Raw genomic sequence first — 18,575 nt, 5'->3', positions numbered from 1 at the left:
CTATCTACCAACATGGACATCGCCTGGACCGCCCTCTTCCTCTCACTCAAAGTCGCAGGCCTCGCAACTTTGATTAATTTGGCGCTGGGCATAGGTTTAGGTTTTTGGATGGCGCGGCAAAGTTTTTGGGGGCGAGATATCCTCGCCACCCTCTTAACTTTACCGATGGTGATGCCGCCGACCGTGCTGGGCTACTACTTATTAGTTTTGCTCGGCAAAAAAAGTTGGTTTGGTGCATGGCTATACCAACACTTTGGCATCAATCTTATTTTTACCTGGCAAGCCGCCACTATCGCCGCCGCTATCGTCGCACTACCATTGGTCATCAAGCCAGCACGTGCTGCCTTTGAAGGTGTTGATAGCCAACTCGAAGAAGTGGCGCGCACCATGGGCTTATCGGAAACGGCCATCTTCTTCCGCGTGACTTTGCCACTGGCGTGGCGCGGTATTTTGGCAGGTGTTTTGCTCGGCTTTGCTCGCGCACTCGGTGAATTTGGCGCAACGCTCATGGTCGCTGGCAGCATCCCCGGTAAAACGCAGACGCTGTCGATTGCGATTTACGAAGCCGTGCAAGCGGGAGACGATGCCTTGGCTAACACCATGGTTTTGATGGCGTCTATCGTTTGTATCGTGATCTTGCTGGCATCGGGCAAATTAGCACCTGGCCGCATAGCACATCTTGGTCATCGCTAAGAAGAGATAATATGGAATTTGATCTACATCTCCACAAGACCCTAGGCCACAACTACCATCACAGTCACGGCCAATTTGTGCTCGACGTACGTTTGCAAACCCAAGCGCAACGCATCGTCATCTTTGGCGAATCTGGTTCGGGCAAGAGCCTCAGCCTACAAGCCATCGCAGGTCTCATGACGCCAGACCACGGCCATATCCGCATTGGTGGCCGAACTCTATTCGACAGCGCCCAGCCCTGCTTTGTGAAACCACAAGAACGCGCCTTCGCTTATGTTGCGCAAGACTATGCCTTGTTCCCGCATCTCAACGTACAACAAAACATCGCCTTTGGCCTCAACAAATCATGGCGTAACCCGTCGAAAAAAATTCAAAATGCCGAAGTCGAACTATGGCTGCAACGCTTTGAACTTACTAGCTTGGCGCAGCAATATCCGCATCAACTCTCAGGTGGGCAAAAACAAAGAACAGCACTAGCACGCGCACTAATCTCACGGCCCAAAGCCCTGCTCTTAGACGAGCCTTTCGCTGCGCTAGATACCGGCCTCAAACAACGAATGCGCGAAGAGTTAGCGCAACTGCAAAGCATGCTTGCGATTCCAATGATGTTGATCAGCCACGACGAGCAAGATGTAGAACAGTTTGGTGATGAAGTATTACATCTGCATCAGGGAAGAAATCGCGCATCATGAGCATAACTAAACCTTCAAGGGCAAAAGTAGACGCCAATACAAGCGAAGGCGCGCCCAGCATCGAACTGCAAGCGGACGTTTGGCTACAAGTGAACGGTGAAAAATTCGGTGGCACGCAACGCATCGCCCTACTCGCCGCCGTGGCTGAATGCGGCTCAATCACGCAAGCGGCCAAGAATATCCACATGAGCTACAAAGCCGCATGGGACGCCATCGAGCAGATGAATAATCTCGCCGGCGAGCCGCTGTTAGAACGCGCAACAGGCGGCAAGGGTGGCGGCGGTACGCGTCTCACTTCGCGTGGCCAACAATTGGTTGACAACTTTAAACTCATAGAACGCGAACACCTGGCCTACATCGCACGCCTCAACCAACTCTCCACGGGTTTGGCCGACGAAATGCTCTTGATCAAAAAGATGAATATGAAAACCAGCATACGCAACCAGTACCGCGGCATCGTCAGCCATATCAAAACGGGTGCAGTCAACGATGAAATCGAAATCCAAATCGCAGGCAAACAAACCCTGATCGCCATCATCACCCACGACAGCACTGAAGAACTAGCCCTCAGCATAGGCGCAGAAGTCTTCGCGCTAGTCAGCGCTTCATCGGTGATCTTGATGGACGCAAACGAAGAAGCCAAACTCTCCGCCCGCAACCGCCTCACCGGTAAAATCACGCGCATCCAAACTGGCGCTGTCAACACCGATATCAGCATCGCTCTCACCGGCGGCGCAGTGTTATCTGCGGTGATAACTAACGAAAGTTGCGAAGAAATGGGTTTGAAGAAAGGGCAAAAAGTGACGGGCTTGTTTAAAGCTTCCGCTGTGATTTTAGGAGTGCCGGCTTGAGGGAATTTAGTCGCTCAGTTTTTTGCAAGTGTCTGGCAGATTGTTGTCGGTTCCTCAGCAATATGTTGACTTCGTTCTTTCACCTTTACACAGTTTGGACGCAAAAGGAGTAAACCCAGATTCATCGATGCGAAAGATGGAGCATGACTAAAGTGTAGCTCACATCTACCCTGTTCTAGACAACAGGCTATTTTTTGTCTACTTGTGTGTACGCTTATACCAGTTGGTTAGATTGCTACTCACCTATCGGGCGCAAGCAGCTGGATTACAACACGGTCATTATTCACTTCATCGACCCATGCGGCGAAAATTCGTGGATGATCTCTGGCATTATCAATAATCGTATTAACAAAATTCTGCGTAATATCTAATACGCTTGAAATACTAAACAAGAAAGGATAAACCTTTGAATAATTCAGCACTAAGACTTGCGACAGAATCAGAGCTCCCCATTGCTTGGGCTATCGTGCAAGATGCAATAGAGCAAAGACGACGTGACGGTAGCAAACAATGGCAGAACGGCTATCCAAACGAAGAAACGATCCGCGCCGACATCGCTGCTGGACATGGGTATGTGCTCGTTGAAGACAAGGACATCGTTGCATATGCCGCCATCATTTTCGACATTGAGCCCGCTTACCTAGTTATCGAGGGCGCGTGGCTTACCTCGGGAACTTATGCGGTAGTTCACCGCGTTGCACGTGCTAGTGCTGCAAAGGGAAAAGGAATCGCGACTAGGCTGTTTGAACATGTCGAAGCCCTATGCATTGAAAAAGCTGTAGACAGCATTCGTATAGATACCAACTTCGATAACGCACCGATGCTGCACATCGTAAAGAAACTCAACTATGTCTATTGCGGCGAAATATTTTATGACGGTGCGCCCCGAAAAGCCTATGAAAAAGTCTTAGGCAATAAAACATAAATATCTATAGTTCATTGTAGCTATGACGCCCTAGTTAAGCCGCCGACATCGGAGAACGCAAACATGACGAAATATCTCATTTCCTTTCCCGCCCCTGCAATGGTCATTCCGCAAGAAGACTGGATCGCGGTCAGCGATGCCTCGCATGCGGTGATACGCGAAGCGAAGCGAGCTGGTGTGTATGTGTTTGGCGGAGGCATCAATGAAGCAGTCGCACCACTCATGGTTAGCGCAGACGGCACAAGCACCAACGCCACTTATCCGCAAACGAAAGAGTTCAACGGCGGCTTTTGCGTGCTGGAACTGCCATCACGTGAAGCCGCCATCGAATGGGCGGCGAAGATCGCGCAAGCCTGCCGCTGCGCTCAGGAACTGCGTGAATTTGGGTACGACCCTGAAAGTTAGTGGCTTGCTTGGAGTGTTTGCAAGTGATTGAAGAAAGGCTTTTGCAAGTACTTCTGAAGTTGAGCTTTGTTAAAGGGTAGAAATAATTTGGGTTCCTGCTGTTACACCTTTTTTGGACAGGTATAGCAAAAAATAGCAACGCATTACGCGGGTTTCGTTAGGTTTGGAACTTTATTGATGGAAAGCCAATAATGTGTTAACTTCGATTACTCTCACTTTAAAACAAGCTATGCGCTCATCTATCTTTATCACTATCGTATTGTTGTTTATTGCTTGTGGTGCGGCTAAACCATCTCTACCGCAGCGCGTGACCATCTTGTCGGCCAACTATGCACATGAGACCTTGAGGCAATGTTCGCGATCAAGTCCATCCGGAGTGTCCGACGGCTGGACTGTTTCGTCTGAACTTGCAGCGCAAATTGAAACTGATCTTCCAAAGCTTGCGCACCAGATTCCTGGCTTAAATCCAAACCTCTTTTACAGGCAATACGTAGGCATCGTGCAATCTGGTAAGCGCTCCGTGTACATCAACGCCTTTGCTCCAGGCACGCTGGAAAAACATGATAACTCTTGGCAAAGCAAGCCGGTCGGCGCATGCGATGGCGGCGACCAGTTTTGGGGTGCCGTCTACGACCCTATGACCCGCACATTTTCAGAGTTAGTATCCAATGGCACCATCTAGCCCGCATAACAACTCGTTCAAGCCGAAGCAGCTTCGCGGCACGGCTTAACTCAGACATTAGGAGTTTCCAATCATGACCGCACGAATTCCTACCGATTGCAATGGCGTTGAGCTAGGCATTGGTTCGCGTATTCGCCTCCTGTCGTTGTCCGGCAATTGGTTCAACGAGTTGCCCACGGACGAAATTGCTGATGTCAAATCAATGATTGGTGAATTGTTTGTTATTGAAAAAGTCGACGACTACGGGCAGCCTTGGATTCGGAAATCTTGGATGAATTCTGTGAAAGGTACTTGCCATGGGCACTCGATTGCCTTAGAGCCAAATGAAGCAGAATGCGTGTCAGGCCAAGATAACCTGCCACCGCTCAAAATTGTCCTAAATTGCACAAACGGATACGAATCGAAAATTGATCCGATTGTTGAACGGCTTGTCGCCGGAGGACTTTCCTATATAGGAGTTGCAGGACAAGATTGCTCAAAGATTGAAGACATAATTGATGAAATTGCAGTCGGAGACGGCTCAAACCCTCGTTTCATACTTACAACTTCTCACCCACAAGAGTCGCTGGAAAATGTAATCGAGTTTGCGTTATCTCTTACAGGAGAGCATGCCGGTGGAGTACGAGTCATCACGCTCTAACACTGCGTTCAACCCCACTCCATTCGGTCGCTGGATACCGCGCATAAAGCCGCGCAGTGCCGGTTAGTTCTACGTTATGGCTTATGGATCCAGCATGCGAAGAATCGTTAACCTACTAATTATTGTTACGCTTGTCGCGCCACTATTCTGGTTTGGCATTAGCTGGACGATTTATAGACTTCCGTCTAAAGAGGATGCGCAGATCCTCGATGGTGAAATTCATTACAAATTTGTCGAGCTCGACCTAACTAATCGAGGTTTTTTTGAGGGCATTTGTTCAAACAGAGTAATCAGACTTGAAGGAAATTCCATTCTTTATGTTTCGCTGAGTGATCATGCAAAACTCTGGCCAGAAAATCCACACGATATAAATAAAAACGGTTACACATATAGGGCTAGGTTTCAAGCATCGCCGCTATTATTAGGTGGCTTCGGGCTCGCAAAAGTGATTAGCGTAGTACGTATTGAAAAAAACCCGATAATTAGCAAATGAGCCATAACAAAACGATCGCTAAGGAATCTCAAATAATAGAGTCATTTCTTTGTACATCCTCGAAAGCGATCTCGCCACCTCTCAGTTAGCCATCAGTTCACATGTCCTTTTATAGATCAAAAATTAGTTTTAATAATCAACGTAACATTCCTCTAGTAATTGTAATTGAACCATGGGGAGAAGATTACTCACTGATGCCGGGCGAGCAGTTGGAACTTCTTGCTTATGGAAGGAATGGCACGCCTTGGTTTCATGTGGTGGAATGGGACGATTCATCGCAGGTCTATTGTGAGGATGCCGATTCATTTAAGGTTGTACAACAAAATGTCGAACTCAAATGTGGTCACAATCGGCAAGAGGTTTGGGATGGTTAACGTGATTCTCGAAAATGATGTTCAAATCATGTAGGCCGATTGCAACCCGCACTGTGCATCAGCTCAACCCAGAATACCCAGCAATTAGACCCACCCAAGATCTGTACTAAAATAGTGAATCGTCCAGTTCAGCCAAACCCATGAATGGAGACCGTGTTTGAAAACCATAAAAAATACCCGGCAAATGATGAAACTTTTTGTCGCTATCATTGCAGTGTTCTGTATCTTCATCTTCACACCGTGGCTCGCTGGCTATGCCTACCTCAAGCCCTTACCCAAATCAGTTCAAGAGCAAATAAATGATGCGGTGAATTTTGATCTCGATGGCGTGATTGTTTATGTCGATAAAAAAGGAAAAGCCCCTGCACTCTATGCCTCTGGTTGGAAAAACAAAGAAAACAAAATCCCAGCCGATCCCCATTCGCTGTTTAAGATTGCCAGCCTCAGCAAACTGTATATCGCCGCTGCTGCTGCAAAATTGGTCAATCAAAAACAATTATCCTTAGACCAAACTTTGGCGGATTATCTTCCCGAACTGATCGGCAAAATTGAAAACGCCAATCAAATCACATTGCGTATGATGCTACAGCATCGTAGCGGCATTCCTAATTTCGTGGACGACCCCAAGTTTCCTTGGACGAATTTGCCTACAAAACCTATTGCGATTCTCCAATTCGCACTTGATAAACCGGCCGACTTTAAACCCAACGAAAAATACGCCTACTCCAATACCAATTACTTGCTGATTGGCAGCATTCTTGATAAGCGACTAGGGTATAGCCATCATCACTACATCAAGAAAGAAATCCTTGAGCCGCTTAAGCTGACGCACACTTATAGCTTACTCAGAGAAGTTAATATGGACGCGCTTTCCAGCGGCTATTACATAGGCTATGACGGCGACTTAAAAACGCAAAACTATGTGAGCCCTGGCGGCTCTATGGTCGCCACTGCTGAAGATGTCGGAATTTTCTTGCGAGCTTTGATCGATGGCTCTTTGCTCAATGCGGACGAACAAGCTATTTTTTCCTCTATCTATGTGTATGAACATACAGGCCTGTTAGGCGGCTATTCCAGCATTGCGCGCTATCACAAAGATATCGATACGGTCGTCATTCAATTCGTGAATACAAGCGGCGGAAACTCTTGGATGATCTCTGAAATTATCTACAATCGTATTATCAAAATTTTGAGAAACATCTAAGGCGTTTCTGTTTAGCTTAACAAGGCCTTGTATGTTTGGTTTTTGTTAGGCCGTCCAAGATCCAACGTTCCCATGAGACTTTCCCAAAAAAACCTTGGCTATTGGCAGCAACAAATCAAAGCTGTTCTACAGCACTCACTGCCCAAATAAGCATTGTTGTTTCCCTGCCTTTGATCTACATTAACGTGGCCGTTTCCTATCCACATCCTAATGAAGAGAAACTATGAACGCTACTCTATTCCCTACCTTATCCCGCCGCCAATTTCTCGGCGCCTCCGCCAGCGCTGCATTGGCTCTTGGCACTGGTGGTTTCAGCAATTTCGTAATGGCCGCAACACCCTTGGTATTACCTGCATTGCCCTACGCTGACAATGCATTAGATCCCGTGATTTCTGCCAACACCATCGGCTTTCATTATGGCAAACACCACAAAGCCTATTTTGACAATCTCAATAAACTCATTGCAGGTAGCGAACTTGCCGAACAGCCATTGAGTAAAATCGTTACTGCGAGTGCCAATCAAGCAGACAAAGTGGCGATCTTTAATAACGCAGCACAAGCCTGGAACCATAGTTTTTATTGGCAGAGTCTCAAACCGCAAGGTGGTGGCATGCCACCAAATGCATTGAAACAAAAGATCGAAGCCTCTTTCGGTAGTGTTGAAGCATGCAAGAAAGAACTTGCTAGCGCCGCCACATCGCAGTTCGGTAGCGGATGGGCGTGGTTAGTGGCCGAAGGAGATCAACTCAAAGTGATTAAGACAGGCAATGCCGACACTCCACTTACCAAAGGCATGAAACCTTTGCTCACGATTGACGTTTGGGAGCATGCCTACTACATCGACTACCAAAATCGCCGCGCCGATTATGTCAACGCTGTCATCGACAAATTATTGAACTGGGAATTCGCCGCAAGTAATTTGGGCGTGTAATCTGGGAGTGGTAATTCGGACATCAGTCGAACACTTCCAGAGGACTCAGCAAGGGATTAAGATTTTTTCTGGAAGTGGTTCGTGTAGTTCAACACTCTCGTAGGAGAATTACCGTGGTGAAGTTTTTCCGACGCCAACACTGAATCTGACTCTAACCTTTTTACCCAACAATCAAGCTGCATGCTCGAAGGCGAGCTCGAGACTTTTGCCAACGGCGCACAATTTTCTGACTTCATTGATCACATCGCGTGCGAGGCAGTGTCGAATTTTGAAATCGTCACCCTTTATTTTGCCAATGTAAAAAGTTGCGTTTATGCTTATTAAATTAAGATAAAATACTTCGCATAGTTAGATCAAATTTCCTATCTGCAGTTGTGAAATGCTTCTCACATCGATCCTTTAACCATTACGCCGGTTTCGGCATAACTTAGACTCGACTTATGACATTTATTAGATCAACAGTTTTAGTAAGCTCAATCGCGATCGCTTTTGCTTGCACAGTTTTCCCTTCGAGCGCATTGGCACAATCATCCGCCAACACCGTCACAGATAGAAAGGAGCAAACCAAGCTATTGCAACAATACGCGAGCCAAGCCCAAGCCGCATTGCATGCAAAAGATTATCTGCGCGCCGCCGAACAATATGAAAAAGCGTATTCCATTGATCCAAGGATTTCCGATATTTCCTATAACGCCGCTTGTGCTTATGCCTTGGCAGGAAAAACAGATCTTGCATTTGCTTGGTTGGAAAAGTCATTCAAAGCGGGCTATTTCAATCTCGAGCACATCAAGAAAGATAGCGATTTAGACGCTTTGCATGCTGATGCGCGATGGGCAAAATATCTTGATCGAATTCAAGCACAAGTTAAACGCGACGCAAAATTATGGAATTCAGAGGTTTGGAAAAGCCCTTATGCAGAACAATTAAGTGAAGATCAACGCATTGCTGGCCTCTCGAAATTATGGTCTGAAGTGAAATACAACTTCATTTACACCGATATTTTGAAAGAGCTGGACTGGGACGCGGTCTATGCGAAGTTCCTACCGCGTGTCAAGGCTGCCACGAATACACTCGAATACTACAAAATCTTGATGGAAATGGGCGCCATGCTGAAAGATGGTCATACCGGTGTATACCCACCAGACCCCCTGTATGCAACTGATTTTACTGTACCGCCATTTAGAACTCGCCTAATCGAAGGCAAAGTGATCATCACCGAGGTCGTTGACGAGTCTTTACGCAAGCAAGGCATATTGCCAGGTGTGGAAATTGCCCGCATCAATCAAGAACCTGTCAAAGAGTGGGCGTTTAAAAATACTGCACCTTATGCCAGCGCATCTACACCACAAGATCTCGAGTCACGCGTATTCATCTACCAATTCTTGATTGGCAACAAAGCGGATAAACCACAAATCGAACTGCGGGATGCAGCAGGAAAAACCTGGTCTGTGGAAATTGAACGCGTTAGTTTTGGGCAACGCAATCAAGCATTCGGCAAACTGCCGGCCTTTAGCTGGAAGCTTTTACCTGGGAACATCGCCTATGTCGCGTTGAATTCCTTTGGAGACGACACTGCTGCACAGGAGTACATGAAAAATTTTGCCGAAATAAGTAAAGCAAAAGCGATTATTTTTGACGTCAGAAAAAATGGCGGCGGCAATGGCAGTGTCGGCTATAAAGTCCTCGCCACCCTTACAGACAAAGACTTTGCTACAAGTCGTGCTGAAACACGCGACTACAAACCAAGTTACCGCGCATGGGGGCGCCAAGAGACCAACTTTGTCTTCGACACTTATTCCGAGAGTCCCAATCCGAACATACAGTTTAAGGGGCAAGTCATCGTATTGACCTCGGCGCAAACATACTCTGCCGCTGAAGATTTCACAGTCGCCTTCGATACTATGAAGCGTGGCACCATCATGGGAGAAGCCACAGGAGGCAGCACTGGACAACCACTGATGTTTGATTTACCTGGGGGTGGTAGTGCTCGTGTGTGTACGAAAAAAGATAGCTACGCTGATGGCAAACCTTTCGTCGGCGTGGGCGTCCAGCCAAATATCGTGGTGCGCCCTAAGCTCGCCGATTTTCGCGCAGATCGTGATACCGTTTTAGAAGCAGCGCTTGCCCAAATCAAGCCTTAAGACTTAAAGATTTTAAGGATTAGGCTGATGACAGTCTTGTTATCAGCCTCCCAAAAAATCGTAGTAAGGGACTTGTGTTTTGCCGCGACAATATACTCACGTCTCAATTTTATGATCTTCATTCAGAAATATTAAACAATTGGTTCAGCATGAACATTTTTTGGCTGAGATTCACTTGAAGAAAAAATGCAAGATCACGGCACTCACTGACCCCATCAAAACATAAGTTCGTTATTTGACGTGTAAGGACGAATGACTTTACACGTCAAAATTCAGAGATTACGCAATCAATTTCAAGGGGCGACTCAAATTCGCCGCAGGTATGTGCGCTTTGCGAACTGTCATAGAGAGTCGATTGGAAGCTGGGCTAAGAGACGCTATATCATTAAGTTTAAAGGTGTTAACCAAACCACTCAATTGCTCGGCTTGATCTTCTAACGCTGCAGCTGCAGCTGCAGCTTCTTCGACTAATGCAGCGTTTTGCTGTGTCACATTGTCCATACTCGAAATTGCCACATTAATTTGATCTATGCCAGTAGACTGCTCGTGGCTGGCGTTGCTAATATCGGTAATGATGTCAGCGACACGTTGAACACTATTCACTACTTCATGCATGGTGATGCCCGCTTCATCGACCAATTTGGCACCTAGATTGACTTGTTGTACTGAGTGATCAATGAGTGACTTAATTTCCTTTGCCGCACTGGCAGAACGCTGTGCGAGGCCGCGGACTTCAGATGCGACCACCGCAAATCCTCTACCTTGCTCCCCTGCGCGCGCCGCTTCGACTGCTGCATTCAAAGCAAGAATATTGGTTTGAAATGCAATACCATCAATGACAGAAATAATATCAACAATACGTTTCGACGAGTCATTAATGGAGCCCATAGTCGAGACCACTTCTGCTACGACGCTACTGCTTTTGACGGCAACTTCGGAAGCAGAACTCGCCAATTGGCTGGCTTCGCGTGCATTGTCTGCATTTTGCCTTACATTACTGGTTAACTCTTCTAAAGAAGCTGCGGTTTCTTCCAACGAGCTAGCTTGCTCTTCGGTACGTGATGAAAGATCCATATTGCCCGTTGCAATCTGACTGGAAGACGTCGCTATGGTATCGGTGGCACCGCGTACCTGACTGACGACATTAGCCAGATTGCTGTTCATTTCTTTCATGCTAAACAGTAGGCTTGATTGATCATCATTTTTCAGGGCAATTTCTTGCGTTAAATCGCCTTGTGCGATCGCTTGTGCTATCCGCGCCACCTCAATAGGCTCACCACCCAGTTGACGACTGATATAGCGCACTGTCATCCAGCCAAAGACAATAGCACCCGTCAAACCCAACACTGTCACAAGGATTTCCGTCAAGCGTATTAGCTCAAAGCGCGCAATTGCAGCGTCAAATTCCTCTTTGGCGACATCCATCTGAAGTTGTAATAAATCGTCGCCTTTTTCTTTCACAGGCAACATAAGTGGACTAACTTTTTCTAACATGAGCGATTGTGCTTGAGCAAAATCTCCCGCCTGCAGCGCCGTGATAGTCGGACGTAGGCCTTCTTGTACATAACGCGCCCTGCGTGTCGCAAAGTCACTCGCTAATTTTGCTTCTTCAGGCGTCAGATAGGTCGCCATATAAGCGTCCCAAATCTTATTAACATTGGTTATATTCGATTCTAACTGCTGCACGGCATGTCGCGCAGATTCGGGATTTTGCTCTAGCAATGCCATCGCTATTTCTAATCGATTACTGACCACTAAAGTCTGAATCTTGCCAATATCCACTGCAGGGACGGTTCTGTCGGCATAAATAGTGAGAATCGCATCATTCGATTTAACCAGACCATATAAACCTATGCCACTGACGATAAAACAAACCATCGCCAGACTGCTAATCAGAAGAATTAAGCGCGTTGCAATTTTCATACTTTCGTCCTTTACTTAGAAGTGAATACTATCAAGCGTCTCATTGAGTTACTTCGCTCTCACGAACTATCTGACGTAAAAAAACTAAACAGCTACAACATTTTGAATGAACAAGAAATTAAAAATACCTCAGCAAACTACGGTTTCATTTGATGCAGAATACCTAAAAGAATCTGTCGAGAGTCTAGGTTTAGTCTAGCTCGTTTCCTTATGCACAGTGACAGCCTGCTATAGAGCATCTGCGCCAGATCAATTTACACATAAAAATACTATCTATATTCATAAGCAAATTTCACGCCTGAGCTTGACCAATCTGTCTTTTGCTTGCAAACTAGCCATTATTAGTCACTTGCCTAATAAAAAATCACCATGGCCAGACCCTCACAAAACATCGATCAAACCTTGCTACAAAGTGGACGCGCGCTGTTTCCCCATTGCGGCTGCTGCGATCTATCACTGCGCGCGCTAACGGAACACGCGCAGGTGAATATGGGCATGTTTCACTATCACTTTCGTAGCAAAGATAATTTTCTAGCGATCTTGCTGCAATCGATGTACGAAGAATTATTCCAACAATTGCAGGCAGAAACGCTACATCCCGGCACCGCCTTACAACGCCTACGCCAGACCATGCTATTGCTGGCACGTTTGCTACGTGAACACGGTGGATGGCTGAGTAGAGTGTGGGCAGACGCTAGTCGAGGCAATGTCGCGGCGAATCATTTTTTACAAAAAAATGGTGCGCGTCATATGCAGTTGATTTTGAGTCTGATCCTGCAGGCAATTCAAGATAAAGAACTTCAAGATATCGCCCCCATGCAAGCCTTCACCTTTTTAATGGGATCGATTGCCGCGCCTATGCTGATTGCGCCGCGTGTCATGCAACTCGGTTTTGCACCCGATTTTTTTCAAGAACAAATGAAGGAAACCGTACTCAGCGACCGTGGCATCGCTGAGCGTGTCGATCGTGCCCTTTTCGCTCTGAAACAAAGCGCTAGCACTATCACCCATGCGCCCGAAAATTCGATCAAATAAATCAATTAAGAATGAGAGTCCGCTATGTCCCTATTCCGTTCTAAAGTGCTGCTTTTTAGTAAAGTTAAGCTAATCAGCCTAAGCTGCTTAATTTGCCTACCCCTGACTGCTTGTCAGCCCACACCATCACCTGGCTGGTCAGGTTACGTCGAGGGCGAATATCTCTATCTATCCGCCCCTATCGGCGGTCGCATCGACAAGCTTGGCGTCGCAGCGGGACAACAAGTTGAAGCAAACGCTTTTTTATTCCAACTAGATAAAGAAGCCGAAGAAGCAAGTCGTGAAGAAGTCGCTGCCAAATTAATCGTCGCCAAAGCACAAGCCGAGAACGCGAGCAAAGGTCGGCGTCAAGATGAACTGGCAATCACGCAAGCACAACTGGCTAACGCGCAAGCGCAAGCAACGCTCGCGCAGAATGATCTGCAGCGTCAACAGCAATTGCTGACACAAGGCTTCATCTCCAAAGCCAAACTCGACGACGCGCTCACCAATGTCAAACTCACCCAAGCGCGTATCAAAGAATTAAATGCAGCATTAGCCGTCGCCAAACTGCCTTCCAGAATCGATGAACGCAACGCAGCACAAGCCAACACTGACGCCGCACAACAAGCATTACGCCAAGCCAACTGGCGTAGTGCACAGAAATCACAAAACGCCCCAGTAGCAGGACAAATCGCCGAAGTGTTTTTCCGTCCGGGCGAAGTGGTCGCAGCAGGTCAACCTATCTTATCGCTGTTACCGCCGGCAAATATTAAACTACGCTTCTTCGTACCCGAAGGCGAAATTGCCACTATCAAAGCAGGTCAGATGGTACAAATCGCCTGCGATCAATGTGGCACAGGTATCAAAGCCATCATCACCCGTATTTCTACGCAAGCCGAATACACGCCACCCGTGATTTACTCAAATGCACAACGCGCTAAATTGGTATTTATGGTCGAAGCCAAACCTGATTCAACGTCAGCGTCACTACATCCCGGACAGCCTATTGATGTGACGCGGATCAAAACCGAAGTGGAGAAGAAATCGTGAATCCGTTGGCGATTGATGTCGCTGGCCTGAGCAAATCCTATGATGGTCGACATGTCGTCGATCAAGTCGACATTCAGGTAGCACAAGGCAGTATCTGTGGGTTTCTTGGACCTAATGGCAGCGGCAAAACAACGACCATCCGCATGCTATGTGGTTTGCTGACACCCGATGCTGGCAGTGGCACCTGTTTGGGTTTAGACATTTTTAAAGATGCGGCACAGATCAAACGCCAAGTCGGCTACATGACGCAAAAATTTGGCTTATATGAAGATCTCTCCATACGCCAAAATCTCGACTTTGTTGCCCGTCTATTTGAACTACCACAGCGCAAAGAGGCTGTTGATGCCTGCCTAGAACGTTTAGGATTAAGCGCCCGCCAATCGCAACTAGCCGGATCACTTTCAGGCGGTTGGAAGCAAAGATTAGCCTTAGCTGCCTGCTTAATTCACCAACCTCGCTTGCTCTTACTCGATGAACCCACTGCCGGTGTTGATCCACGTGCCCGCCGTGAATTCTGGGATCAAATTCATGATCTCGCGGCACAAGGCATCACCGTATTAGTCTCAACCCATTACATGGATGAAGCGGAGCGTTGCCATGAGCTGGTGTACATCGCTTACGGCAAAATTTTGGCGCGCGGTACCGAAGCTCAAATCATCGCTGACTCCGGACTGAAGGTGTGGACCCTGCAAGGTAAAGGGCTAGGTGCTTTATTGACGCCTTTAAAATCCTCGCCGGGCGTGCTGAGTGTCGCTGCCTTTGGTAATGCTGTACATGTCGCCGGTTTGGATGAAAACTTAGTCATCGCCGCGCTCGACAAAGTTCGCAATGACAAATTGACGATCACGCCCAGCTCTGCGAATTTGGAAGATGTGTTTATCAGCATGATCGCCTCCGCGCCGGACAATTTCAAACTAGATAAAATTGATACAAAGGTGAAATCATGAACCGCTTTTCACTGGCGCGGATGCTGGCGGTCTTCATCAAAGAATTTCAACAGATGATGCGCGACCGCCTTACTTTTGCGATGGCGGTTGGCATCCCCATCATGCAGTTGATCATGTTTGGCTATGCCATCAACACCGATCCGAAAGGTCTGCCAACTGCTTTAGTCAATCTAGATCATGGTCCATTGGCGCGCAGCTTTTCTGCTGCCTTGCAAAATACTGGCTACTTTCGGATTGATCACGCGGGCTTTAGTGAGCGTGAAGCCGATGCCTTGGTTGAAAACGGTAAGGTGCAATTCATGCTCGTGATCCCGCCTGATTTTAGTCAAAAATTAATCCGTGGTGAAAAACCCAGCATCTTGCTCTCGGCTGATGCGACCGATCCTTCGGCAGCTGGCAACGCCATTTCCGCTTTAAATGCGATCGTACCGCTAGCACTGCGAAATGACCTCGTCGGTCCACTGCGCTATTTACAAAATACCGCTCCCGCGTACGAAGTACGAGTCCACAAGCGCTATAACCCAGAAGGTCTATCACGTTACAACATCGTACCCGGTCTAATCGGCACGATACTCACCATGACGATGGTGATGCTGACTTCGTTGGCCATGACTCGTGAACGTGAACGCGGCACCATGGAAAATTTACTCGCGACACCAGTGCGTCCGGCTGAAGTCATGGTCGGTAAAATTTTGCCCTATGTCTTAATCGGCTATATCCAATTAACCGTCATCATGAGCGCTGCCTTTGTGATTTTTGATGTGCCTATGGTCGGTAGTTTGCCTTTGCTATTAGCCTTGATCGGCATCTTCATCATGGCGAATCTCGCCGTCGGCTTTACCTTTTCCACTATCGCCAAAAATCAATTGCAGGCGATGCAGATGACTTTCTTTTTCTTCTTACCGTCGATACTTTTATCGGGATTCATGTTCCCATTTCGCGCCATGCCACTATGGGCGCAATATATAGGTGAAGTCTTGCCTCTCACGCATTTTTTACGCATCGTGCGCGGTATTTTATTGAAAGGTAATTCGATCACTCAATTGACACAAGAACTTTGGCCTATGTTGGCATTTTTATTTGTGGCGGGTTTTATTGCGCTGAAGCGTTATCGCCAGACTTTGGATTAAAAATCGGGGTTCGGTGCTGAGCCTAGCGCAGTCAACGATATGATTTCTTCAGATGACCTCTGCTGGGCGTTGCAGCCCTGCCACGAGATCGAATTCTGTTCAATTTTTAACTTGTGCTTGCTTCATCGCCAATCCACAAAACGCGTTGACCAGTGGATTACTTTCACTCTTGGTTCGTGCCAATAATAAGGCTGTCATCGCATTGCTATCAGACAAAGGTCGGTAACACACCCCATCCATGTGTAAGCGTTCAAATGAGCCAGGGAGAATCGAGATACCACAACCCGCCGCAACTAGACCAATAATCGTGGAGGCCTCGCCAACTTCATGCGCAACTTTGGGAGCGAATCCTTGCGCCTGGCACAAACGCATAACCTGCGGATAGATACCGGTGCCAGCTTTGTGTGGATACATGATGAAGGACTCATCGCTTAACTCTTTCAAAGCGATCTTCTTCTTTTTACTTAAAGCATGAGTGAGTGGCAACACCACCATTAATGGATCGCGACGCAAGGAATTTATCTGTAGATTATTGAGTTTTGAGGCCCCTTCCGTTGCGCCTTCTGGTGGCCGAATAAAGCCTAGATCTAATTGCTGCTTCTCAATTTCTTCTAACTGCCGGTTAGTCGATAACTCACGAAAAATCAGGTTCACCTCAGGATACTTTTCTCTATAGCATTTAATCACGTTGGAAAACAAAGCGGTGAACGGCGTGGAAAAAGTGAATCCTATACGCAGTTCACCCGTCTCGCCACGCGCCGCTTTTCTTGCCATCTCGCTGGCACTTTCAGTCAAAGCGATAATGCGCCTTGCATCCTGCAAAAATGCGTGCCCGGCAGCCGTCAAACACACCGAGCGTTTAGTACGTTCAAGCAGCTGCGCACCAACATCTTCTTCCAACATTTGTATCGCATGACTCAAAGGCGGTTGCCCTATATGCATGCGGAGCGAGGCTCGGGTGAAGTGAAGTTCTTCAGCAACCGCAATAAAGTAACGCAATTGGCGCAATTCCATCATCAACTCCATTATCTATTTAATGTATTAATACTGCCATTAATATATATTGGACAGTAATTAAGTGCAATCCTAAGATGACGGCATCCACAGCAACAAGGTGCAAGCAATGCTCAGCATTAGTCAGACTATTGAAAGTGACTCCAACACCGAGATTCGTCATAAAAGTATTCGGCGGGCGATGTTATTTGGTGGTTTTTCCAGCTTCTCCATGCTGTATTGCGTACAACCCTTAATGCCTATGCTAGCGAGCGAATTTGCTTTGAGTGCAGCGCAGAGTAGTTGGATCTTGTCGATCTCGACCCTATGTTTAGCATTCTCCCTAGTGGTTTCTAGCGTGATTAGCGAGGTCATCGGGCGAAAAAAATTGATGTTGTGCGCCGTGACTATTGCTGCCGTTATGACCATGTTTTGCAGTCTGGTGCATAGTTTTGAACAATTAATTGTGTTACGTGGCTTGCTAGGTGTCGCACTCGGCGGCATGCCTGCGGTCGCCATCGCCTATTTGAGTGAAGAAGTCGAAGCAAGTGCTTTGGCCAGCGCTATAGGTTTATACATCGCGGGCAGTGCCTTGGGTGGTATGTCGGGACGTTTAATTAATGCTCTACTTTGCGACTTTTTTTCTTGGCAAGCTGCCTTCGCAATCATGGGCAGTATCGGACTTTACAGCGCATGGGAGTTTTGGCGAACATTACCGGATGCTAGGCATTTCAAGTCGGATGATGCAATCACACTCAGCCAACTCCCCACTAAACTTACTGCAGTGATGGCGGGATTTCGTAGTCATGCACTGAACCACGATTTACTTCGTTTATTTGGCTTGGCATTTATTCTTACCGGGTGTTTCACAAGCTTTTACAACTACATCAGTTTCCATTTGATTGCTGCGCCGTTTCATTTTTCTCAGGCGAGTCTTGGAGCGATTTCCATCTTTTATTTGCTAGGTATGATCAGCTCTATTTTGGCAGGCAATTTGATCGCCAAATTTGGCAGAAGAAAACTGGTACTGGGTGCCTTGTGCGGGATGTTGTTTGCCTTATTGCTCACGCTGTCTGCAAGTATTGCTCTCGTCATAGCAGGTACTGCCGTATTTACTTTCAGTTTCTTTTTAGCCCATAGCGTTGCCAGCAGCTGGGTAGCACGCCTCGCACTTTCATCAAGAGCTTTAGCCTCGGCGATGTACTTATTTTGTTACTACACAGGTGCCAGTTTACTCGGCTCAATTGCCGGCAGTGTTTGGTCTGGTTTTGCATGGACAGGCTTGATTTTCTTTATGAGTAGCCTGCTACTTTTCGGTGCATATCTCACCTTACGACTATACAAGATAGAGTAAGGCCAGAACAAAATGTGATGGATTGGGCGCCAGCATTAAGTCGAAATCAAGCTTGTTACTCACATCAATTGATGTTACATGAGCAGCATGCTACAATTGAAGCATGCTGCTCATGTAACACAAAAACCAC

General features: G+C 47.1%; 19 protein-coding genes. 17 read left to right on the top strand and 2 right to left on the bottom strand.

Annotated features, from left to right (window positions below; translation table 11 throughout):
• The first annotated feature begins 12 nt into the window (after nt 1–12).
• The 12 genes from modB to ACO0KZ_RS06955 all read left to right on the top strand — a co-directional run bounded on the left by modB (nt 13) and on the right by ACO0KZ_RS06955 (nt 10,031).
• Nucleotides 13–693, top strand: coding sequence for a molybdate ABC transporter permease subunit (modB, locus tag ACO0KZ_RS07010; RefSeq protein WP_422994144.1), 681 nt, complete (start codon nt 13–15; stop codon nt 691–693).
• Between the two features lie 11 nt (nt 694–704).
• Nucleotides 705–1,385: an ATP-binding cassette domain-containing protein gene (locus ACO0KZ_RS07005; RefSeq protein WP_422994142.1), complete on the top strand. Its 681-nt coding sequence runs from the start codon at nt 705–707 to the stop codon at nt 1,383–1,385.
• Nucleotides 1,382–2,236 (top strand): TOBE domain-containing protein, encoded by an 855-nt coding sequence (locus ACO0KZ_RS07000; RefSeq protein ID WP_422994140.1) that lies wholly within the window; start codon nt 1,382–1,384, stop codon nt 2,234–2,236. Before ACO0KZ_RS07005 ends, ACO0KZ_RS07000 begins: the two co-directional genes overlap by 4 nt.
• Nucleotides 2,237–2,430: 194 nt before the next feature.
• Entirely contained in the window at nt 2,431–2,607 is a 177-nt protein-coding gene (locus ACO0KZ_RS06995; protein ID WP_422994138.1) for a hypothetical protein, read from the top strand.
• A gap of 35 nt (nt 2,608–2,642) precedes the next feature.
• Entirely contained in the window at nt 2,643–3,161 is a 519-nt protein-coding gene (locus tag ACO0KZ_RS06990) for a GNAT family N-acetyltransferase (protein ID WP_422994136.1), read from the top strand.
• A gap of 63 nt (nt 3,162–3,224) precedes the next feature.
• A complete protein-coding gene (locus ACO0KZ_RS06985; RefSeq protein WP_422994134.1) occupies nt 3,225–3,566 on the top strand; it encodes a YciI family protein in 342 nt (113 codons plus the stop codon).
• A gap of 229 nt (nt 3,567–3,795) precedes the next feature.
• Nucleotides 3,796–4,248 carry a hypothetical protein gene (locus ACO0KZ_RS06980; RefSeq protein WP_422994132.1) on the top strand — a complete coding sequence of 151 codons (453 nt, stop codon included), beginning with the start codon at nt 3,796–3,798 and terminating at the stop codon, nt 4,246–4,248.
• A 73-nt stretch (nt 4,249–4,321) separates the two neighbouring features.
• Nucleotides 4,322–4,888: a DUF7684 family protein gene (locus ACO0KZ_RS06975; protein ID WP_422994130.1), complete on the top strand. Its 567-nt coding sequence runs from the start codon at nt 4,322–4,324 to the stop codon at nt 4,886–4,888.
• 594 nt (nt 4,889–5,482) lie between these two features.
• A complete protein-coding gene (locus tag ACO0KZ_RS06970; protein WP_422994128.1) occupies nt 5,483–5,755 on the top strand; it encodes a hypothetical protein in 273 nt (90 codons plus the stop codon).
• Nucleotides 5,756–5,912: 157 nt separating this feature from the next.
• A complete protein-coding gene (locus tag ACO0KZ_RS06965; protein WP_422994126.1) occupies nt 5,913–6,959 on the top strand; it encodes a serine hydrolase domain-containing protein in 1,047 nt (348 codons plus the stop codon).
• A 223-nt stretch (nt 6,960–7,182) separates the two neighbouring features.
• Nucleotides 7,183–7,890, top strand: coding sequence for a superoxide dismutase (locus ACO0KZ_RS06960; protein WP_422994124.1), 708 nt, complete (start codon nt 7,183–7,185; stop codon nt 7,888–7,890).
• 518 nt (nt 7,891–8,408) lie between these two features.
• The gene (locus ACO0KZ_RS06955) at nt 8,409–10,031 is read left to right on the top strand and encodes a S41 family peptidase (protein ID WP_422994122.1); all 1,623 of its coding nucleotides are present in this window, start codon (nt 8,409–8,411) and stop codon (nt 10,029–10,031) included.
• A 279-nt stretch (nt 10,032–10,310) separates the two neighbouring features.
• On the opposite strand, the gene ACO0KZ_RS06950 is transcribed toward ACO0KZ_RS06955, so the two are convergent.
• Nucleotides 10,311–11,954, bottom strand: a complete 1,644-nt coding sequence (locus tag ACO0KZ_RS06950) for a methyl-accepting chemotaxis protein (protein WP_422994120.1) — start codon at nt 11,952–11,954, stop codon at nt 10,311–10,313.
• 369 nt (nt 11,955–12,323) lie between these two features.
• Between ACO0KZ_RS06950 and ACO0KZ_RS06945 the strand changes: the two genes are divergently transcribed.
• From ACO0KZ_RS06945 to ACO0KZ_RS06930, 4 genes are read left to right on the top strand one after another with little or no spacing between them, the layout of a single operon-like run.
• Entirely contained in the window at nt 12,324–12,989 is a 666-nt protein-coding gene (locus ACO0KZ_RS06945) for a TetR/AcrR family transcriptional regulator (protein WP_422994118.1), read from the top strand.
• A gap of 24 nt (nt 12,990–13,013) precedes the next feature.
• Nucleotides 13,014–14,021: an HlyD family secretion protein gene (locus ACO0KZ_RS06940; protein WP_422994116.1), complete on the top strand. Its 1,008-nt coding sequence runs from the start codon at nt 13,014–13,016 to the stop codon at nt 14,019–14,021.
• Entirely contained in the window at nt 14,015–14,968 is a 954-nt protein-coding gene (locus ACO0KZ_RS06935) for an ABC transporter ATP-binding protein (protein ID WP_422994854.1), read from the top strand. The genes ACO0KZ_RS06940 and ACO0KZ_RS06935 overlap by 7 nt, the downstream gene beginning before the upstream one ends.
• A complete protein-coding gene (locus ACO0KZ_RS06930) occupies nt 14,965–16,098 on the top strand; it encodes an ABC transporter permease (RefSeq protein ID WP_422994114.1) in 1,134 nt (377 codons plus the stop codon). The genes ACO0KZ_RS06935 and ACO0KZ_RS06930 overlap by 4 nt, the downstream gene beginning before the upstream one ends.
• Before the next feature lie 99 nt (nt 16,099–16,197).
• Here the strand turns inward: ACO0KZ_RS06930 and ACO0KZ_RS06925 are convergent, their stop codons facing one another.
• Nucleotides 16,198–17,115: a LysR family transcriptional regulator gene (locus ACO0KZ_RS06925; RefSeq protein WP_422994112.1), complete on the bottom strand. Its 918-nt coding sequence runs from the start codon at nt 17,113–17,115 to the stop codon at nt 16,198–16,200.
• Nucleotides 17,116–17,221: 106 nt separating this feature from the next.
• On the opposite strand from ACO0KZ_RS06925, the gene ACO0KZ_RS06920 reads away from it, so the two are divergent.
• Nucleotides 17,222–18,445, top strand: coding sequence for an MFS transporter (locus ACO0KZ_RS06920; protein WP_422994110.1), 1,224 nt, complete (start codon nt 17,222–17,224; stop codon nt 18,443–18,445).
• The last annotated feature ends 130 nt before the right edge of the window (nt 18,446–18,575 follow it).

This window comes from Undibacterium sp. Di24W, assembly GCF_049340325.1.
In the GTDB taxonomy this organism is placed as follows: domain Bacteria; phylum Pseudomonadota; class Gammaproteobacteria; order Burkholderiales; family Burkholderiaceae_D; genus Undibacterium.
Note: the sequence above shows the minus strand (reverse complement) of the source record. Positions and strands in the feature narration are given on the sequence as shown.

Excerpts from the sequence above, each read along its gene's own strand:
- ACO0KZ_RS06985 (WP_422994134.1), top strand. The coding sequence starts at position 3,225 with ATGACGAAATATCTCATTTCCTTTCCCGCCCCTGCAATGGTCATTCCG.
- ACO0KZ_RS06945 (WP_422994118.1), top strand. The coding sequence starts at position 12,324 with ATGGCCAGACCCTCACAAAACATCGATCAAACCTTGCTACAAAGTGGA.
- ACO0KZ_RS06940 (WP_422994116.1), top strand. The coding sequence starts at position 13,014 with ATGTCCCTATTCCGTTCTAAAGTGCTGCTTTTTAGTAAAGTTAAGCTA.
- modB (WP_422994144.1), top strand. The coding sequence starts at position 13 with ATGGACATCGCCTGGACCGCCCTCTTCCTCTCACTCAAAGTCGCAGGC.
- ACO0KZ_RS06960 (WP_422994124.1), top strand. The coding sequence starts at position 7,183 with ATGAACGCTACTCTATTCCCTACCTTATCCCGCCGCCAATTTCTCGGC.
- ACO0KZ_RS06920 (WP_422994110.1), top strand. The coding sequence starts at position 17,222 with ATGCTCAGCATTAGTCAGACTATTGAAAGTGACTCCAACACCGAGATT.
- ACO0KZ_RS06970 (WP_422994128.1), top strand. The coding sequence starts at position 5,483 with ATGTCCTTTTATAGATCAAAAATTAGTTTTAATAATCAACGTAACATT.
- ACO0KZ_RS07005 (WP_422994142.1), top strand. The coding sequence starts at position 705 with ATGGAATTTGATCTACATCTCCACAAGACCCTAGGCCACAACTACCAT.
- ACO0KZ_RS06980 (WP_422994132.1), top strand. The coding sequence starts at position 3,796 with ATGCGCTCATCTATCTTTATCACTATCGTATTGTTGTTTATTGCTTGT.
- ACO0KZ_RS06930 (WP_422994114.1), top strand. The coding sequence starts at position 14,965 with ATGAACCGCTTTTCACTGGCGCGGATGCTGGCGGTCTTCATCAAAGAA.
- ACO0KZ_RS07000 (WP_422994140.1), top strand. The coding sequence starts at position 1,382 with ATGAGCATAACTAAACCTTCAAGGGCAAAAGTAGACGCCAATACAAGC.
- ACO0KZ_RS06950 (WP_422994120.1), bottom strand. The coding sequence starts at position 11,954 with ATGAAAATTGCAACGCGCTTAATTCTTCTGATTAGCAGTCTGGCGATG.
- ACO0KZ_RS06975 (WP_422994130.1), top strand. The coding sequence starts at position 4,322 with ATGACCGCACGAATTCCTACCGATTGCAATGGCGTTGAGCTAGGCATT.
- ACO0KZ_RS06925 (WP_422994112.1), bottom strand. The coding sequence starts at position 17,115 with ATGATGGAATTGCGCCAATTGCGTTACTTTATTGCGGTTGCTGAAGAA.